At 63.1% G+C, this 16042-nt stretch carries 22 protein-coding genes and 1 pseudogene; 12 read left to right on the top strand and 11 right to left on the bottom strand.

Going from position 1 to position 16042, the window contains the following annotated elements; all coding sequences use genetic code 11:
- Positions 1-15: 15 nt before the first annotated feature.
- The 5 genes and pseudogenes from CH294_RS08995 to CH294_RS08980 all read right to left on the bottom strand — a co-directional run bounded on the left by CH294_RS08995 (position 16) and on the right by CH294_RS08980 (position 2333).
- A complete protein-coding gene (locus tag CH294_RS08995; RefSeq protein ID WP_094737702.1) occupies positions 16-525 on the bottom strand; it encodes a putative immunity protein in 510 nt (169 codons plus the stop codon).
- A 1-nt stretch (position 526) separates the two neighbouring features.
- A complete protein-coding gene (locus CH294_RS08990; protein WP_094737701.1) occupies positions 527-847 on the bottom strand; it encodes a hypothetical protein in 321 nt (106 codons plus the stop codon).
- A gap of 21 nt (positions 848-868) precedes the next feature.
- Positions 869-1160 (bottom strand): annotated as a pseudogene (locus CH294_RS28065) (VOC family protein).
- Position 1161: 1 nt separating this feature from the next.
- Positions 1162-1302, bottom strand: coding sequence for a hypothetical protein (locus CH294_RS27435; RefSeq protein WP_165430165.1), 141 nt, complete (start codon positions 1300-1302; stop codon positions 1162-1164).
- A gap of 98 nt (positions 1303-1400) precedes the next feature.
- Positions 1401-2333, bottom strand: a complete 933-nt coding sequence (locus CH294_RS08980; RefSeq protein ID WP_094737700.1) for a WYL domain-containing protein — start codon at positions 2331-2333, stop codon at positions 1401-1403.
- A 103-nt stretch (positions 2334-2436) separates the two neighbouring features.
- Here CH294_RS08980 and CH294_RS08975 point away from each other — a divergent pair, with 103 nt between their 5' ends.
- The 3 genes from CH294_RS08975 to CH294_RS08965 are packed head-to-tail and all read left to right on the top strand — an operon-like array spanning position 2437 to position 4672.
- A complete protein-coding gene (locus CH294_RS08975) occupies positions 2437-3030 on the top strand; it encodes a TIGR03086 family metal-binding protein (protein ID WP_037152010.1) in 594 nt (197 codons plus the stop codon).
- A gap of 48 nt (positions 3031-3078) precedes the next feature.
- On the top strand, positions 3079-3759 hold the full coding sequence (locus CH294_RS08970; RefSeq protein ID WP_032402775.1) for a thiamine pyrophosphate-dependent enzyme: 681 nt from the start codon (positions 3079-3081) through the stop codon (positions 3757-3759).
- Between the two features lies 1 nt (position 3760).
- Complete coding sequence (locus CH294_RS08965) at positions 3761-4672, top strand: transketolase (RefSeq protein ID WP_094737699.1); 912 nt, start codon at positions 3761-3763, stop codon at positions 4670-4672.
- Here the strand turns inward: CH294_RS08965 and CH294_RS08960 are convergent, their stop codons facing one another.
- Together CH294_RS08960 and CH294_RS08955 are read right to left on the bottom strand one after the other, a co-directional pair.
- On the bottom strand, positions 4673-5134 hold the full coding sequence (locus CH294_RS08960) for a DUF6194 family protein (protein ID WP_094737698.1): 462 nt from the start codon (positions 5132-5134) through the stop codon (positions 4673-4675). It lies immediately after the preceding gene.
- A 39-nt stretch (positions 5135-5173) separates the two neighbouring features.
- On the bottom strand, positions 5174-5608 hold the full coding sequence (locus CH294_RS08955) for a PaaI family thioesterase (RefSeq protein ID WP_094737697.1): 435 nt from the start codon (positions 5606-5608) through the stop codon (positions 5174-5176).
- A gap of 56 nt (positions 5609-5664) precedes the next feature.
- On the opposite strand from CH294_RS08955, the gene CH294_RS08950 reads away from it, so the two are divergent.
- The gene (locus CH294_RS08950) at positions 5665-6285 is read left to right on the top strand and encodes a TetR/AcrR family transcriptional regulator (protein WP_094737696.1); all 621 of its coding nucleotides are present in this window, start codon (positions 5665-5667) and stop codon (positions 6283-6285) included.
- A 40-nt stretch (positions 6286-6325) separates the two neighbouring features.
- The gene (locus CH294_RS08945) at positions 6326-7015 is read left to right on the top strand and encodes an HD domain-containing protein (RefSeq protein ID WP_170944652.1); all 690 of its coding nucleotides are present in this window, start codon (positions 6326-6328) and stop codon (positions 7013-7015) included.
- Here the strand turns inward: CH294_RS08945 and CH294_RS08940 are convergent.
- Complete coding sequence (locus tag CH294_RS08940; RefSeq protein WP_094737694.1) at positions 6981-7604, bottom strand: luciferase family protein; 624 nt, start codon at positions 7602-7604, stop codon at positions 6981-6983. The two genes, CH294_RS08945 and CH294_RS08940, sit on opposite strands and share 35 nt — an antisense overlap.
- Positions 7605-7766: 162 nt before the next feature.
- Here CH294_RS08940 and CH294_RS08935 point away from each other — a divergent pair, with 162 nt between their 5' ends.
- Positions 7767-8054 (top strand): PLD nuclease N-terminal domain-containing protein, encoded by a 288-nt coding sequence (locus CH294_RS08935; RefSeq protein ID WP_037152001.1) that lies wholly within the window; start codon positions 7767-7769, stop codon positions 8052-8054.
- Here CH294_RS08935 and CH294_RS08930 read toward each other — a convergent pair.
- Positions 8047-9441 carry a PLP-dependent aminotransferase family protein gene (locus CH294_RS08930; RefSeq protein ID WP_094737693.1) on the bottom strand — a complete coding sequence of 465 codons (1395 nt, stop codon included), beginning with the start codon at positions 9439-9441 and terminating at the stop codon, positions 8047-8049. The two genes, CH294_RS08935 and CH294_RS08930, sit on opposite strands and share 8 nt — an antisense overlap.
- Between CH294_RS08930 and CH294_RS08925 the strand changes: the two genes are divergently transcribed.
- The 6 genes from CH294_RS08925 to CH294_RS08900 all read left to right on the top strand — a co-directional run bounded on the left by CH294_RS08925 (position 9440) and on the right by CH294_RS08900 (position 15342).
- Positions 9440-10381, top strand: coding sequence for a DMT family transporter (locus CH294_RS08925; protein ID WP_094737692.1), 942 nt, complete (start codon positions 9440-9442; stop codon positions 10379-10381). The genes CH294_RS08930 and CH294_RS08925 overlap by 2 nt on opposite strands.
- Positions 10378-11604: a pyridoxal phosphate-dependent aminotransferase gene (locus CH294_RS08920; protein WP_094737691.1), complete on the top strand. Its 1227-nt coding sequence runs from the start codon at positions 10378-10380 to the stop codon at positions 11602-11604. The genes CH294_RS08925 and CH294_RS08920 overlap by 4 nt, the downstream gene beginning before the upstream one ends.
- 183 nt (positions 11605-11787) lie before the next feature.
- The gene (locus CH294_RS08915) at positions 11788-12432 is read left to right on the top strand and encodes an ABC transporter permease (protein WP_032378676.1); all 645 of its coding nucleotides are present in this window, start codon (positions 11788-11790) and stop codon (positions 12430-12432) included.
- Positions 12429-13637 carry an ABC transporter ATP-binding protein gene (locus CH294_RS08910; RefSeq protein ID WP_094737690.1) on the top strand — a complete coding sequence of 403 codons (1209 nt, stop codon included), beginning with the start codon at positions 12429-12431 and terminating at the stop codon, positions 13635-13637. Before CH294_RS08915 ends, CH294_RS08910 begins: the two co-directional genes overlap by 4 nt.
- Positions 13634-14371 carry an ABC transporter permease gene (locus tag CH294_RS08905; RefSeq protein WP_037151991.1) on the top strand — a complete coding sequence of 246 codons (738 nt, stop codon included), beginning with the start codon at positions 13634-13636 and terminating at the stop codon, positions 14369-14371. The genes CH294_RS08910 and CH294_RS08905 overlap by 4 nt, the downstream gene beginning before the upstream one ends.
- On the top strand, positions 14368-15342 hold the full coding sequence (locus tag CH294_RS08900; protein ID WP_094737689.1) for a glycine betaine ABC transporter substrate-binding protein: 975 nt from the start codon (positions 14368-14370) through the stop codon (positions 15340-15342). Before CH294_RS08905 ends, CH294_RS08900 begins: the two co-directional genes overlap by 4 nt.
- A gap of 2 nt (positions 15343-15344) precedes the next feature.
- Here CH294_RS08900 and CH294_RS08895 read toward each other — a convergent pair whose 3' ends face one another.
- Both CH294_RS08895 and CH294_RS08890 read right to left on the bottom strand, forming a co-directional pair.
- Positions 15345-15542: a helix-turn-helix transcriptional regulator gene (locus CH294_RS08895; protein WP_037175057.1), complete on the bottom strand. Its 198-nt coding sequence runs from the start codon at positions 15540-15542 to the stop codon at positions 15345-15347.
- Entirely contained in the window at positions 15539-15946 is a 408-nt protein-coding gene (locus CH294_RS08890; RefSeq protein WP_094703330.1) for a hypothetical protein, read from the bottom strand. Before CH294_RS08890 ends, CH294_RS08895 begins: the two co-directional genes overlap by 4 nt.
- Positions 15947-16042: the final 96 nt, after the last annotated feature.

The following is a 16042-nucleotide window of genomic DNA, read 5'->3' as shown; positions in this document are numbered from 1 at the left end:
GATCCCGACAACGCGTCAGCGTCGCAATTCGGCATCGAGTTGAGTGAGAAGTGTGCCGAAACTCGTGCGCCCGGTGGCCGGTGTTGGAAAGCGGCGCAAGACCGAACGCACGGTCGCGTCGGCTCGATCTTGGATCCATTCCGTCTGTTCTGCAACAGCATTGGAGTCCGTCAGCATCAGATGCACGGCAGATCCGAGAATGTGCTTGACCTGATGGGGGCTGTACAACGGATGGAGAAATGCGGCACCGGCGGCGTGCATCGCGGACAGTGCGGCGTCCGTGGCCGCAGATGCCGGCACCTCGCGGGCGGCCTTGTGCGCGTCCCAGGCGAGCTTGCGTAGCGCTCCAGTTCGCTCGCCGGACTCGAAAAACGCCTCAGCACCGTCGATTGCCAAGCCTGGACGCGAATCGTTGGGGCGGGCCAGCTCGTAGATCGGCAATGCGCGTCGGGCACAGGTGGCAGCGAAGGCCGTCACGCGTCGAATGTCGTCGAGACTCAGCTCCACTTCAGCGGATTCGTCCACCTCAGCACCCTCGGGTCCGGTTGCGGTTCAACATGAATCCGAATCGTCCGAGAACCAACCCGGTCAGCGCGCCGAGTGTCGCGCTGGCAATAGGGACGAGGTACAGCCACAGCGTCGATAGGCCTTGGGTTCGTCGGTCGAACGACTTGTTCATCGCGTCCACGAATTCGTCGCTCGTCGTGACACCGTTCAGAGGCTCGTAGCCACCCGAATACACGACGCCACTCGTGTTTGTGGTCATTTCACCTATCTGATACCAGCCCAGTGGAGCCAATCCGATGACAAATCCGAACAGGAGCAGGAGGATGACGAGATTGCGCACCGTCTCAGGCTATTGCCCCCGTCAACCGTCGTACACCTCCATGGTGATGCAGAAGGGGTGGCCGGCGGGGTCGAGGAGAACTCGCCATCGCGGGTCGGGCTGCTGCTCTGCTTCTGTTGCCCCACATTCGACTGCGTAGGCGACGGATTCGGCAAGGCCCACTCTCGCAGCGAGATCGAAGTGCACGATGGACGCCGACGGCCACGTGGGCGGGATGTAGTTCGCCCAGAAGCGCGAGGTAGAAGCGAGCGAGCTCCCCCGGCTCGGGGCAGTCGATGGATATCCCTGCTACGTCGAGGTGTGGGCGCGACATGTCACGAGAATACGGTGGCTCCCAGCGTGATGACGACGATCACGAAGATGGCCAGGAGTAGCCAGCCCTCCCACGTGTGCGGGCTGATTCCCCAGCCGTACCGTTTCGGACCGAACCACGTTCGGGGTGGATTGAAAGCCATAGCGCCGTCCTGAATGTTCGGAGTCGCGTCCACCCTACGAAACCACCAGACTATTCGCAATGGTAATGACTTGGTCATACACTCTCGTCTCCGAAATTTCAGCGATACAATTGCGCTGTTGCCGTCGCGCGTTGAGCCAGTTCGTCTCGAATTGAGCTCGGCTGCAGCACTGTTACGGCAGGCGCACACTGCCACAGGGCTCCCACAGCGTGATTGTGCCCGGAGAACTCGATGACTGCGAGGCGTCGTCCGTCGTCCTGCACTTGATCGCTGATCACTCGAACGACGTTCTTGGTCAACGAGATCCATACCGAGTCCTCTACGAGGCACGTGACTTCGATGTGGGCCAAACTTGCGCGAAAGGATGTCCGATGCGCCGTGAATGCCGCCTCCAGATCCACGGCGGCGCTGCGATGGGCGGCCTCGTCGAGGACGGTCAGGGTATCGATGCGCGATACTCGATAGACACGTTCGTTTCCCTCTCGGGCGGCGAGCAGGTACCAATGCTCGCCGGCGTAGACGAGCCCTACTGGGTCCAGGGTTCGGTCGGACAACTCGCCGCCGCGGTTGCGGTACGACATCCGTATCCGCACACCGTCGATGACGGCTCGCTGCAATTCCGGTAGATGGACCTCGGATTCGTGGGGAAACGCGAAACCGTCGGGCCGTACCAGGATTCGTTGTGACGCAGTGCTTGCCGCCGCTCGGTGGGCGTCGGGTATCGCGGCGACAACCTTGCGCATCGCGCTCGCGAACGCCGGGGTGGCGACGCGTCCCGCGCCGGAAGCGAGCAATGCCGTCGCCTCGGCGGCCGTCAGACCGGTCAGCTCGGTCCGATAGCCAGGCAGCAGACTGATGCCACCACCGCGACCGCGATCGGTGTAGACCGGTATGCCCGCCGAGGACAACGCTTCTATGTCGCGCAATACGGTGCGCGTGGACACTTCGAGCTGGGCGGCGATGTCGGCAGCATTCAGCCTGCCCCGGTGTTGGAGCAGCATGACGATGGACAACAGCCGGTCTGCGCGCACTCGAAAAGTCTCTCACCGAAACATGACAGAAGACGTCATGTTCAGTCGATTTACTTCTACTCAGCAGGCCACACCAGGCGGCCGCGGAACGGAAGGCTCAACAATGGACACCATCGAGACCACACAGCAGACTGACCCGCGCGAGGTGTACTTCACCTCCGCTGCTTGGGTGAGCGGCCTGCTCGCAGGGGTGCGCGCCGACCAACTGGACCTTCCCACCCCATGCGACGAGTTCGATGTCCGGACTCTGGCCGGTCACCTCGTCGCGACGGTGGCCAGGTTGATCGCGATCGCCGAACTGGGTAGCCCGGACTCGGTTTCGCCGTTCTCTCCTGACCACGACGCCGCATCGTTCGACACTCTGGTGGAGCAGGCGCGCGCGGCCTGGGCCGACGACGCGGCACTCGACGCCCCTGTCGTCGTTCCGTGGGGTGAAGTCCCAGGGCGATCGGCTGTCTGGGGCTATTCGCGGGAGTTACTGGTGCACGGATGGGATCTTGCTGTTGCGACGGGGCAACCCGCCCATGCCGACCCTGCGCTCGTCGATCCGGTAGCCGTGGAACTTCGAGCACTGCTTCCGGCGGAGAGTCGGGTTCCGGGAGTCCCCTTCGGGCCCATCGTGGAACCCCGTTCCGAGGCAGGGCCGTTGGAACGCCTGGCGAACTTCGCGGGCCGGTCGTCGGACGGTTGGGTGTAGCACGATGCCCTTGACCTCGAGTGCACTCGAGGTTGCAGGGTGGGTCTCATGCAGATGACCTTCGACGAGTTGCCCAAACTCATGACGCTGATGACCGGCGACGAAAAGCACGGTGTGAGCGCCACATCCACGTTGGACGTGCTGTGGGTGCTGTACTCCGACATTCTTCGTCTCGACGCGGCCAAACCGGATGACCCAGATCGCGACAGGTTCTACCTCTCCAAGGGACACGGCCCGATGGCGTATTACGCGGTGCTCGCCGCGCGGGGGTTCCTCTCGCCGACCGAGCTCGCGTCGTTCGGCAGCTACCACTCACCGCTCGGCAATCATCCGGACCGCACGCTGATTCCCGGGGTCGACATCGGATCGGGGTCGCTCGGTCATGGCTTGGCGTTGGCTGCTGGAACTGCTGTGGCGCTGCAGATCCAGCGGAGCGAGGCCCGGGTGTTCGTACTGATCGGTGACGCCGAGCTCGACGAGGGCAGCAACATGGAGGCCATCCAATTCGCCGGGCGATCGCAGCTGGGAAACCTGACCACTGTGGTGATCGACAACGATTCGGCCGGCCTGGGTTGGCCAGGTGGCATCGCCTCGCGCTTCGCTGTCGAGGGGTGGTCGACATCCGACGTAGACGGCCGAGACCACAGTGCGCTCCAGCAGGCGTTTCGCATCGATCACGGCGACCGGCCCCACGTGGTGGTCGCCCACGTGGAGAAGAAGGAGAACTGAAATGACGTCGACGCTGAACAGGACCGCGGATCAGCGCGAACACTTCTACCGTCTGGTGCCGGAGCTGTTGGCGCAGGACGAGCGAATCGTGTTGGTGTTGGCCGAGATCGGTGTTGCCTATCTCGAGCCGCACCTCACTCCTGACATCCGATCGCGGGTGGTCAACGTGGGTATTCGAGAGCAGGCGATGATCGGTGTCGCGGGCGGTATGGCGCTCGCGGGCTTGCGTCCGATCGTGCACACTTTCCCACCGTTTCTGATCGAGCGGCCCTTCGAGCATGTGAAACTCGATCTGGGACATCAGGATGTCGGCGCGATCCTGGTCAGCTCGGGCGGCTCCTACGGGTGGCCACAGGGCGGTGAGACGCACTTCGGCCAACGCGATGTCGCGCTACTCGACACCCTGGACGGGTGGACGGTGCACGTGCCCGGGCACGTCGACGAGGTCGAATGGATGCTGCGCGGTGCGGCTGCATCCGACGATCGCGTCTACATCAGGCTCGACGGTGTCTCGAACGGTCATTCGTACGGTCGACCCGGAGGTTCGATGGCCGTTCTGCAACAGGGTAATTCCGGCACTGTGATCTCGGTCGGTCCGATGACGGACCGGGTCCTGGCCGCGGCCCGTGGACGTGACGTCACCGTGCTGCACACCTCGACGATCAGGCCGTTCGACGGTGCAACTCTCCGAGAGACGCTGACATCGCCGGACGTCATGATCGTCGAGCCCTATCTTGCGGGAACCTCTGTGCCGCATATCGATCGAGCGGTGGCGGACATACGGCATCGAGTGCTGGGGATCGGTGTGGAGCCTGGAGAGCGGAGGAAGTACGGAACGGTGGCCCAACACGACCGAGCCAACGGCCTCGACATCGAGGGGCTGTCCCGGTCGATGGACGACTTCTTCGTGTGATCAGTGTTGGCGGCGCTCGTATCTGGCCTTGGCGACGTTGTAAGCAGACTCGAGGAGTTCCCCGATCTGGGAGTCGGTCTGCGAAGACGGGTTGACCACCGACAACCAGCCCGCAGTGCCGTAGTGAGGGTGGGCGGCAAGGGTGTCGTCGGTGTTGGCCTGGGGTGCGTGAGCTGCTTCGCGTGGGTGCACTCCCAGTAGTCGCTCGAATTCCGGCTTTCCCGCAACGACATTGACGCGGAACGCGCCGGCACGGTCCAGCCGAGACAACTCGTCACCGGGATAGTTCTTCGTCACGATGGTTGCGAACGGCTGGGTGGACGTCGGAACAGTCCCGTCCGGCGAGTAGTAGAAGAACACATCGCCCCAGGCGAGTTCCGGAGTTCCATCACCCTCTCGGGGCTGCTGCGCCAAAGTGCCGTCGAAGCTGCCGACCAGATTGACGATGTCATCGAGTGTCATTCATCGATCGTCACATGTTCTGCGGTCTCTGCCCAGAGTTCAGCCGACTTTGTAGGTTCCCGTGCCGGTTGCGACGAGGCGGCCGGATTCGGTCCCGACAATGTCGACTCGACACGTCTTCAGGCTCCGACCCGCGTGTATCCGAGTACCGACGATATCGACACCCTCGGCATATACCGGCTCCATGAACTGCACAGACATGGAGACCGTGACGCCCCGAAGCTTCTCGGGCACTTCGGATCCGGCCCATGCTGCGGTCATGATCCCGAGATCGATACAGCCGGCGATCACACCTCCGTGCAGCATCTGGCCCACGGTCGACAGTTCGTCTCGGTACGACAGCCGAAGCCGGGCGGTGCCCTCGCCGATATCGATCAGCTCGATTCCCAGCTGCTGCACGAACGGTGACTGCGGCAGAAAGTGGACCATCGCCGCGCTTCCGCTGTCCGGCAGCTGTACGTCCTCGGTTGTCATAGCTTCTCCTCTATCCTAATTTGATTCCGTTATCGGAACCAGACTACGATAAGTGCATGGTCTTGGATACCCCCAGCGACAAGCGGAAGCGTCGAACACACACCGCGGTGCTCGACGGCGCTCGCTCTCTCTTCCTGCGCCACGGATATCGGGGAACGACGATCGAGATGCTCGCCACCGCAGCCGATGTGGCGGTGAGCTCGATCTACGCAAACTTCCCCGCCGGCAAGGTGGACGTGTATGCCGCTCTGGCGTGGCGAACCGCCCAGAGCCACGCTGAACAGATGACTGCCCCCATCGATGCGGTCGAATCTACGCACGTCGTTGCCGAGTTCCTCGACCGATACATCGCGTTCCACCGCGACAATCCACTGGCGCTGCGGCTGCTCGCGCTGACGGATGTGGACAAGTCCGAGTCCGCCTCGGTCGGTGAGGCGAAGACGAAGATCGATACTGCACTCGGTGAACTCATCGATTCGGTGACGCGTGCGGTGGTGGATGCCGGAGCCGACGTCGTCCCTCGTGCATTGGTTCTGAATGCCTGGGCGGCGATGAACGGCGCTGTGTCACTGCATCAACGACGCATCGTCGATCGATCCATGCTCGACGCGATGCTCGCGATCACGCGGGCGGACATGCTCCGCCACTTGAAAGGGGTGCCCGATGAAACCCGGTGAACTGAGCGTAGGCCGTCGTGCGCGAATCGTGGGAGCGGCTGTGCGAGAACAACTCGCGATGTTGCCCGGTACCGTGCTCGGTCCTCGGCGACGTTCGTCGGGTGCTGCATGGCACACAGTCGATGCTCCGGATTCGCGACTGTGCCGGGACGCACTCGAGGAGGCGAGGGAGTGTCTGAGTGAGCCCGTGTTGATGCACAGCGCGCGGTGCTGGCAGTACGCCTCGGCATTTGCGGACATCGATGGTCTGCGGCCGGATTCTGAGGCGCTGTACATCGCGTGCCTGTTGCATGACGTAGCTCTCGGCGCAGAACAGAACCAGGTGGCTGGATGCTTTGCACTGATCGGTGCCGAGCGAGCCGAAAAGTTCGTCCGCCGACACGAAGGCGACGATCGAACGGCCCAGATCGTTCACGAGGCGATAGCCCGGCACATGGACGTCGCGACACCGGAGGGATCGGAGGCGGCGCTGCTTCACGATGCGGCACACCTGGATGTCAGTGGCCGCCGGATTCGCGATCTCGATCCGCGCTGCATCGATGTCATCGAATCCAGTTGTACGCGAGAAAGTTTCGCCGCAGACTTCGCAGCCAGGATGAAGGTCGAATCGAGAAGGCGACCGAGGTCTACGGCGGCGACGTTGTGGCGCTCAGGAATGTATCCAGCGATGAAGGCGAATCCCCTGGAGCGCATGGTCACCTCGTCGAAGTCGCTGTCGCGCGATGGATGATCGATTCGATTCGATCGGCGTCGTCGGAATCTCTCGGTGCGTACAGGAAGACGTAAGTCTCGGGTAGTCCGAACACGGGGCGTCCTGCCAGCGGGTGCAGTTCACCCCACCCCGCGGATATGACGGTCTGCGCATCGTCCGGTTGCAGTACGACGTGCAACGAACCTTCGGTCTCGTGTACGTGCACGATTTCGCCTTTGGTTCGGGAGATCCAGGGCGAAGCAGAACGGAGATCGGATAGATACAGCGCCTCCCCTCTACGCTCGAATCGACTGCGCTCCAGATGAAACGGTCCATCCGACGACGCCTCGGCGGTGACGGCAGCAATCAGCCGCTCGATCAGAGCACTGGTACCCCGATCGTTGAGCTGGCGATGGGGAATCGGGTACGGCGCGATCGTCGGCCGTGGTCCAGGGCGACGTTCGAGCTGCCAGTGGAGACCGGTACCCGATGTACCGTCGACACGAAGTGCGTCGCGTCGCGCAAATGGTCTCAGTGCGGTGGTCATCAGCCAGCCACCGACATTGGAGGGAAGTCCTCCCGGCCCCAGTTCCATCCACGCGGTGTAGTCGTTCTTGACCTTCTTCACCGGGTCAATCTAGCTGCTGGGTCGATCCAGCTGGTTGGTGTTCGTCAGGGCCGCGTACATCTTCGGATGTACAGCGAGATACCCGCACAGACCGATGTGCAGACGAATACCGACTCGTAGCGTTGGTCAGGTCAACGAAACATTGAATGCGAAGGGACCATCATGCAGGTCGCAACATTTCTTTCTCAGCAACCGTCGACCACCGAGCAGGTGCTCGGTGTGGGATTGGGAACCCTGGGCCTGGTGATCGCTCTGGTGCTGACGTTCGGTGCGGTGTTCTTGTTCATCGCCGCGCTGATCAGCATCATGCGTTCCCCCAACTACACCGTCGCCGGGCGGGCAGTGTGGATCTTCGTCGTACTGGCGTTTCCCTTCCTCGGTCCCCTGGTCTGGTTCGTGTGGGGTCGCAAGTCGACCTTCGCCGTGGATGTTTCCCACAGCCTCAGATGATGGAACCGATCGTGCGCGCAGCATCGGGGAACTCGCCGGGGTTGGGCCCGGCATAGTTGAGTCGAAGGTACTTGCCGGTGGGTTCGGCCGGAAAGTAATCGCTTCCGGCCCCGACGATGACACCGGCGGATTTGCATTGCTGCACAATCTGTTCCAGATCGACGTCGTCGCGCAGGCGCATCCACAGATTGAGCCCACCGCGCGGCACAGCATCGAGATGGCCGCGAGGTGCGAACTCGATCAGGCTGTTCGCCAACAAGTCCCGTCGAGAGGCCAATTGTGTGCGCAGATGCCGGAGATGGGTACGCCAGGCGGGTTGCGTCACCACGTCCAGCGCGACTGTTTGCAGGATCCCGCTGACGTACATCGACTCGGCACCGGTGTCTGCGAGGATTCGCTCGTGTGCGGGGCCGCGAGCGATCAAGCCTGCCAATCGAACCGACGGCGACACCGTCTTGGTGAGCGATCGTAGGTACACCACATGCCCGGCGTCGTCCCGTGCCGCCAATGGATTCGGCTCGGCAGTGATGCCGAAATCGTGGGCCGAGTCGTCCTCGATCAGGAATGCGCCGTGCCGTCGCACAGTGTCGAGAACCTGCTCGCCGAGCGCAGGCGACCAATGGGCTCCGGTCGGGCTGGCAAACGTGGGTTGGGCATAGAACGCCCGAGAGCCGTTGCGCGCGAACGCCTGTGCCAGAGCATCGGGGTCAGGACCGTGCACTCCGCTGGGGACCGGTACCACGCGAACGCCCGCCTGGGTGGCAGCGAGAATCGCGCCCCAATACGTCGGCGATTCCATCAGTAGCGGACGGCCTGCGCCGACGAGCGCCCGGAATGCGGTACTGAGGCCGGTCTGGCTGCCGGGAATGATGACGACATCGCTCGCCGACGGCGGAGTGACGCCCAGCGGCGTGGAGGCCCCCAACTCCGCTGCGAACCACGCCCGCAATTCGGGCAGTCCGGCGGTCGGGGGCCGAGCTATCACCGCGTCGGTGCGGGATGCGCGAGTGAATGCAGCGTGAACGAGTCTCTCCGGCAACAGCTCCCGAGCCGGATAGCCCGAATGCAGTGCGATCACATCGCTCGACGTGGACTGTAGGGCGGCCGGAAGTTGCAGTCGGTTGCCCGGCGCTCCCAGTGCCGCCGTCTGCCACCCGTAGTCGTTGGGCCGCGCCGTACGTACGGTTCTGACGAATGTGCCGACACCAGGGCGGCTTTCGATGACGCCTTGCGCGGTGAGGGTGCGCAGCGCCTTCTGCACCGTGACCGGACTGGCCGAATGCTGGGCCACCAGGGAGCGGGTGGACGGCAGCTTCGCCTCGGGGGGCGCGGTCGCGATCCACTGCTTCAATGCGTCCACAATCCGTGAACTGCTATCGTCGGACATGACACAGCATAGTAGCGCTACTCGTTCCGGTGCGAGCCCGCTATCGCGCTCCGGATTGTTGTGGGGCTTGGCAGGCGTCACTGCATTCTCGTTCACCGTTCCGCTCACTCGCATCGCCGTCACCGGAGGCCTGTCACCGCTGTTCGTCGGTACCGGGCGCGCCGTGTTCGCCGCCGCATTGGCGGCAGTTGCGCTGGCAGCGACGAGACAACGGCTCCCCCAGGGTGGACAGTGGGGTCGGCTGGCCGTGATCGCGGCCGGTGTCGTCATCGGCTTTCCGGTGCTCACCTCGTATGCCCTCACCACGGCATCCGCCGGTCACAGCGCCGTCGTCATCGCACTGCTCCCGGCGGCCACCGCCGTTGTCGCGGTAGTACGAGAACGACAACGAGTCCGGCCGATGTTCTGGCTGGTCGCAGCCGTGGGCGCTGCCGTCGCGATCGGATTTGCGGCCGTTCGGGGCGGCCGGCCGGCCGGGCTCGGGTGGTCGGACCTGTTGCTCCTCGGGGCGGTTGTCGCAGCGGCGGTGGGCTACGCCGAAGGGGGCTTGCTGGCCCGCGAACTCGGGGCCTGGCAGACGGTCTCGTGGGCTCTGGTGGTGAGCGTTCCGGTGACCGGTGCGTTGGCCGCTTTCTCGTGGTGGGAGCAGCCGTCGACAGCAGGTGCACCCGAGTGGGCATCGTTCGCCTACCTGGCGGTGGTGAGCATGTACCTCGGGTTCTTCGCCTGGTATCGGGGCCTGGCCATCGGCCCCATGTCGAGCGTGAGCCAGATTCAGCTGATCCAACCGGTGCTCACCATCTGCTGGGCCGCGATCATCCTGCGCGAGGGGTTGACGTGGCCGGTGGTCGGGGGTGGAGCAGCGGTCATCGCATGTGCAACAGTGGCGGTCCGGACCCGGATGTCGCCGTCCGTTCGACAGGAGGAACTTTCGGAATGACGAAATCGATCGATCAGGCGCGCAAGCTCGAGAATGTTCGCTACGACATTCGTGGACGCATTCTGGACAAGACCGAGGAGCTCGAGGAGCAGGGACACACCATCCTGCGCCTCAACGTCGGCAATCCTGCGCCCTTCGGGTTCGAGGCACCGGACGAGATCATGATGGCCATGATCCGAAATCTGCCTACCGCACAGGGCTACTCGGATTCCAGAGGCCTGTTCTCCGCCCGCACCGCGGTGGTGCAGTACTACCAGACCAAGGGATTGACCGATCTGGATCTCGACGTCGGCAACGTCTACCTCGGCAACGGGGTCTCCGAGCTGATCACGATGACGATGCAGGCTCTGTGCAACCCGGAGGACGAGATTCTGATTCCGTCGCCCGATTACCCGCTGTGGACGGGATCGGTGGCGCTCGCCGGTGGCACACCCGTCCACTACCTGGCCGACGAGAGTCAGGACTGGGCCCCGGACTTCGAGGATCTCGAAGCCAAGATCACCCCTCGCACCCGCGCGATCGTGGTGATCAACCCGAACAACCCGACGGGGGCGGTGTATCCGCGCGAGGCACTCCAGCGGTTCGTCGAACTGGCGCGTGAGCACGATCTGATACTGCTCGCCGACGAGATTTACGAGAAGATCGTCTACGACGGTGCAGAGATGACGAATCTCGCCACTCTGACCGGCAAAGATGTTCTGTGCTTGACGTATTCGGGTCTCTCGAAGGCATACCGGGTGTGTGGATTTCGGGCCGGATGGTTGACGGTAACCGGGCCGCGTCGACGTGCGGCGAGTTTCATCGAGGGCATCACCCTGTTGTCCAACATGCGGATGTGCGCAAACGTACCGGCACAGCACGCAATACAGACTGCGCTCGGCGGCAGGCAGTCGATCGAAGATCTCCTTCTTCCGGCCGGGCGGCTGACGGCGCAACGTGACCTCGCGCATCGCATGCTCAACTCGATCGACGGAATCAGCTGCGTGCAAGCAGCGGGTGCGCTGTACATGTTCCCGAAACTCGACACGGACCGCTTCGGGATCGTCGACGACGAGAAGTTCGTACTCGACCTCCTCGAGTCGGAGAAAATTCTCGTCAGTCACGGCCGTGCCTTCAATTGGGATGTGCCCGATCACTTCCGACTCGTCACTCTGCCCAACGTCGACGATCTCGCCACTGCGCTCGAACGTCTCGGCAATTTTCTCAGCTCGTATTCGCAGTAGGACTTCTGCTCGAGCTGATTTTAATTCCGTGCCGGGTAGTGCACGGGGTCGTTCATGCAGATAAAGCCCCTGATCGATGTCCTACACGGCCTTTGGTGCCCGGTGGGCCGGTGATATTTCCCGACTCGGCCCGGGAAATGCGGGTTACGCTCGTCGTCCGATCTGCCGGGCGAGAGGGAATTCGTGGATCTATGGGGTTATCTGCAGGGGCGGGGTGAATCCCTCGCGTTTCTGACCTATCAACATGCGTCGCTGGCGTTTCAGACGGTTCTGGTGGGCACGGTCGTGGCTGTGCTCATCGCAATCGCAGTCCATCGTCTTCCGCTGTTCTCGGCGTTGACGCTGACGACCAGCCGAGTAGCGCTGACGATTCCGTCTTTGGCGTTGCTCGCGTTGCTCATCGTGCCATTCGGCCTCGGGGTAGTGCCCTCGTTCATCATGCTCGCGTTCTTCGCGGCCATGCCCGTGATCGGTAACGCCATCGTCGGACTGCGCGGCGTCCCCGACACCGTGATCGAGTCGGCGAAGGGAATCGGTTTCTCGCGCAGCCGCATCCTTGTGTCCGTCTCGCTGCCCATGGCGTGGCCGGTCATTCTCACCGGCATTCGCGTCTCGACGCAGATGGTTGTCGGCGTCGCGGCCATCGTCGCGTACGTGCTCGGACCCGGCCTCGGTTCGCTCATCTTCAACGGCCTGTCGAGACTGGGCGGGACCAATTCCGTCGAGATGGCAGTGACCGGAACAGTCCTCATCGTCGTCATCGCCCTGGTGTTCGACGCCCTGCTCGTCCTCCTCGGGCGCCTCACCATCTCGAAGGGATTGTCATGACGGACAACACGACCGGCGGACCGACGGTCACCGGTGCCTCCATTCGCCTCGACGGTGTGGTCAAGCAGTACAAGGGTCAGAACAAGCCGGCAGTGCAGAAGATCGACCTCGAGATCGAGGCCGGCCATATCGTGGCGTTCGTGGGACCGTCCGGCTGCGGTAAGACGACGACGCTCAAGATGATCAACCGACTGATCGAACCGACCGAGGGCCGTATCTTCATCGGTGACCGTGACGTGACCGGCGAGGACCCGGACAAGCTTCGCCAGTCCATCGGGTACGTCATCCAGTCCGGCGGACTCTTCCCGCACTGGTCGGTCGCCAAGAACGTCGGAGCCATTCCGCGCGTCCTGGGTTGGGACGCGAAGAAGATCGAGGAGAGAACCGACTACCTGCTCGATCTGGTGGGGCTCGACGTCTCCGACTTCCGCGATCGCCTACCCAAGGACATGTCGGGCGGACAGCAACAGCGTGTGGGTGTAGCGAGAGCGCTCGCTGCCGATCCGCCGGTTCTGTTGATGGACGAGCCCTTCGGCGCCGTGGACCCGATCACCAGGGTTCGGCTGCAGGACAGCCTCATTGCCATCCAGCACGAGCTCGCGAAGACGATCGTCATCGTCACTCACGACTTCGAGGAAGCGACGAAGTTGGGCGACAAGGTATTGATTCTGTCCGAGGGTGGTCACATCGAGCAGTACGCGACTCCGGAAGAAATCCTGGCCAAGCCGGCCAGTCCGTTCGTCGAGGAATTCATCGGCTCAGGAGCCACTCTGGCGCACCTGACACTATCCAGGGTCAAAGACGTGGAACACGATTCGGTAGTGACCGCCAAGGTCGGCGACAACTCGCTGGAGGTCATCGCGCGCGCACGGGCGCAGGGTGCCACCTGGATCGTCGTCATCGACGAACACGGCCGCCCCCGAGCCTGGCCGTCTCTCGACGAAGTGGCCACCAAGGACCGCATCACCGACTACGTCGACGAGCGATTGCCCACCGTCGCACCGTCGTCGACGCTCAACGACGCTCTCGATTCGATGTTGGCCGCCAGTCAGGGCGGCGTACTCGTCACCGACGGCCGAGGTGCCGTGACCGGCGCATTGACGATTGCCACCGTCATGGCCGTCATCCGGGGGCAGCTCTCGGACGCTCGATCCGGCGACGGCCACGTCACGTACTCGGCCCATACCGAAGGCGCAGCAACATGAATCGACTGCGCCGTGCCCCGTTGGATGTGTGGTTCGAGCCGATCGTCATCGTGGTACTCGGACTCGGCTACATCCTGTGGTATCGATCGACGACACTGACCACCACCGAACAAGCATCGCTCGGCTGGGACAACCTGAAGACCACTATCGTCGATCACATCGTTCTGACATTGACGGCCACGGTGATCGTCGTCGTCATCGCAATACCGTTGGGCATTCTGCTCACTCGGGACCGAGCGAAGAACCTTCGGCCGGTGGCCGTCAACTTCGCCAACATCGGTCAGGCCGCTCCGGCAGTCGGTCTGATCGTGCTGCTGACGATGTGGCTCGGAACCGGATTCCGAACCGCTGTAGTGGGTTTGGTCGTCTACGCAATTCTGCCGATCCTTCAGAACACGATCGTCGGGATACAGCAGGTCGATCAGCGAACGATCGAGGCGGCCCGCGGCATCGGGTTCTCCGGGATTCGCACCCTGGTGCAGGTGGAACTTCCCCTGGCGGTGCCGGTGATCCTCAACGGCGTGCGCACCGCGCTGGTCATCCTGGTCGGAACCGCCACGTTGAGCACGTTCATCGGGGCGTCCAGCCTCGGCACGCTCATCACGACGGGCACGACGCTGTTCTTGCCGAAGTTGCTCATCTCCGGTGCCGTTCTCGTTGCACTGCTGGCACTGATCATCGACTGGCTCGGCCGTGTGGTCGAATTGTTCGCGACCCCAAGAGGAGTGGCATGATTCGCCGTCTGTTCGCCGCCGCTGGAGCTGTGGCGCTCGCCGGCTCGTTGGCTAGCTGCGGTCTGGTGAGCTCGTCGGGAACGTTCGAGAGCACCACGCTTACGGACGGTGCGAGGCCGCTCGACGGCGCGTCCCTGGTGGTGACGAGCAAGAGTTTCACCGAGGGCGTGCTCCTCGGGAAGATAACGGCCACATACCTTGCCGCCGCGGGCGCGAAGGTGACCGACTTGACCGGTGCGCCGGGGTCGGCGTCGTCGAGACAGGCGCAGCTCAACGGCGACGCAGACATCCTGTGGGAGTACACCGGCACCGGCTGGGTCAATTATCACAGCCAGACCGAGACGATCAGCGATCCGCAGGAGTTGTGGGAGCGCGTTCGTGACATCGAGAAGAGTGAGTACGACCTCGACTGGCTACCTCCGGCCAACTTCAACGACACGTACGCGTTCGCGGCATCTGCCGCCACCGCCGAGCGACTCGGCGTCGCCACTCTGTCCGATGTCGCGAAGCTCCCGGAGGCCGACCGAACATTCTGCGTCGATGACGAATTCTTCTCTCGTTCGGACGGTTTCGGCCCGATGCTCGACACGTACGGGATCGGACTGAACGCGCCGGGTGGGGTGCCGTCCAGTAACGTCACCCGCATGGACGCCGGTGTCGTGTACACGTCGACCGCAGACAGTTCGCCCTGCAATTTCGGTATGGTTTATACCACCGACGGCCGGATAAAGAACCTGAATCTGACCGTGCTGCAAGATGATCGCGCATTCTTCCTGCCGTACAGCGGCACCGCTGTGGTGCGCAATGCGGTGCTGGAGCAGCATCCCGAGATCGCCGATCTGCTGGCGGTGGTGTCGGGGCGTTTGACCGACGACCTGATGCAGGAGCTGAACGGGCGGGTCGATATCGAAGGCGAGGATCCGTCGGACGTCGCATACGAGTGGCTGCAGAGCGAGGGGCTCGTGAACTGACCTCAGGTGGGGTCCGGCTCGAAGAGCTGCTCGATGGTGCAGTCGAAGGCCGCGGCGAGGCGAAAGGCGACGGGCAGGCTCGGGTCGAATCGCTCCTTCTCGATGGAGATGATCGTCAGGCGGGTGACGTCGATCCGTTCGGCCAGTTCGCTTTGAGACCAACCCTTCTCGGTGCGACGCCGTCGAACGTCGTTCCTCATTCGGACAGGGCTCGGTAGCGCGCGAACGCATACCGGCCGGTGAACGATGCGAACGCAGCCAGCAACAGACCCGTCAGCAGCAGAGTTGCCGGGGGATCGACGCGGGTGATGGCCACCACCGCCAGAGTCAGGCCGAGGACGGTCACAAGATCGGTGGCGGTGCCGCTGGACGCCGCCGTGGTCCAATGGCTTTCGATGCTGTCACCCGAAGTGTAGGTCTGGTCGGCAGTGACCGGTGCAATGATCAGTATCCAGCCCAGCATCGCCCCGAACGGTAGCGCGGTGAATCCGAACACCACCGCCGCGACTCCTGGGGCGACGGGCGAGACCAGCCAGGCCAGTAATGCCGTCGCCGAGGCAGTGGCGAGGCCGACAGCGGCGACCGATATCCATTTGAGTGTCACCTGAATGCTCCGATCGTAGGTATAGTTCGCTATACGTATAGGAAACCATACATCGGGCCTCACACTCGTGCGAGCGAGTCGGTGAGAAAACTGTCA

Source organism: Rhodococcus sp. 14-2483-1-1, from assembly GCF_002259335.1.
GTDB lineage: Bacteria > Actinomycetota > Actinomycetes > Mycobacteriales > Mycobacteriaceae > Rhodococcoides.
Note: the sequence above shows the minus strand (reverse complement) of the source record. Positions and strands in the feature narration are given on the sequence as shown.

Coding starts and splice junctions, on each gene's coding strand:
- CH294_RS08965 (WP_094737699.1), top strand. CDS start 3,761: ATGACGTCGACGCTGAACAGGACCGCGGATCAGCGCGAACACTTCTAC.
- CH294_RS08955 (WP_094737697.1), bottom strand. CDS start 5,608: ATGACAACCGAGGACGTACAGCTGCCGGACAGCGGAAGCGCGGCGATG.
- CH294_RS08895 (WP_037175057.1), bottom strand. CDS start 15,542: ATGAGGAACGACGTTCGACGGCGTCGCACCGAGAAGGGTTGGTCTCAA.
- CH294_RS08950 (WP_094737696.1), top strand. CDS start 5,665: ATGGTCTTGGATACCCCCAGCGACAAGCGGAAGCGTCGAACACACACC.
- CH294_RS08930 (WP_094737693.1), bottom strand. CDS start 9,441: ATGTCCGACGATAGCAGTTCACGGATTGTGGACGCATTGAAGCAGTGG.
- CH294_RS08910 (WP_094737690.1), top strand. CDS start 12,429: ATGACGGACAACACGACCGGCGGACCGACGGTCACCGGTGCCTCCATT.
- CH294_RS08960 (WP_094737698.1), bottom strand. CDS start 5,134: ATGACACTCGATGACATCGTCAATCTGGTCGGCAGCTTCGACGGCACT.
- CH294_RS08975 (WP_037152010.1), top strand. CDS start 2,437: ATGGACACCATCGAGACCACACAGCAGACTGACCCGCGCGAGGTGTAC.
- CH294_RS08935 (WP_037152001.1), top strand. CDS start 7,767: ATGCAGGTCGCAACATTTCTTTCTCAGCAACCGTCGACCACCGAGCAG.
- CH294_RS08970 (WP_032402775.1), top strand. CDS start 3,079: ATGCAGATGACCTTCGACGAGTTGCCCAAACTCATGACGCTGATGACC.
- CH294_RS08905 (WP_037151991.1), top strand. CDS start 13,634: ATGAATCGACTGCGCCGTGCCCCGTTGGATGTGTGGTTCGAGCCGATC.
- CH294_RS08920 (WP_094737691.1), top strand. CDS start 10,378: ATGACGAAATCGATCGATCAGGCGCGCAAGCTCGAGAATGTTCGCTAC.
- CH294_RS27435 (WP_165430165.1), bottom strand. CDS start 1,302: ATGGCTTTCAATCCACCCCGAACGTGGTTCGGTCCGAAACGGTACGGC.
- CH294_RS08900 (WP_094737689.1), top strand. CDS start 14,368: ATGATTCGCCGTCTGTTCGCCGCCGCTGGAGCTGTGGCGCTCGCCGGC.
- CH294_RS08925 (WP_094737692.1), top strand. CDS start 9,440: ATGACACAGCATAGTAGCGCTACTCGTTCCGGTGCGAGCCCGCTATCG.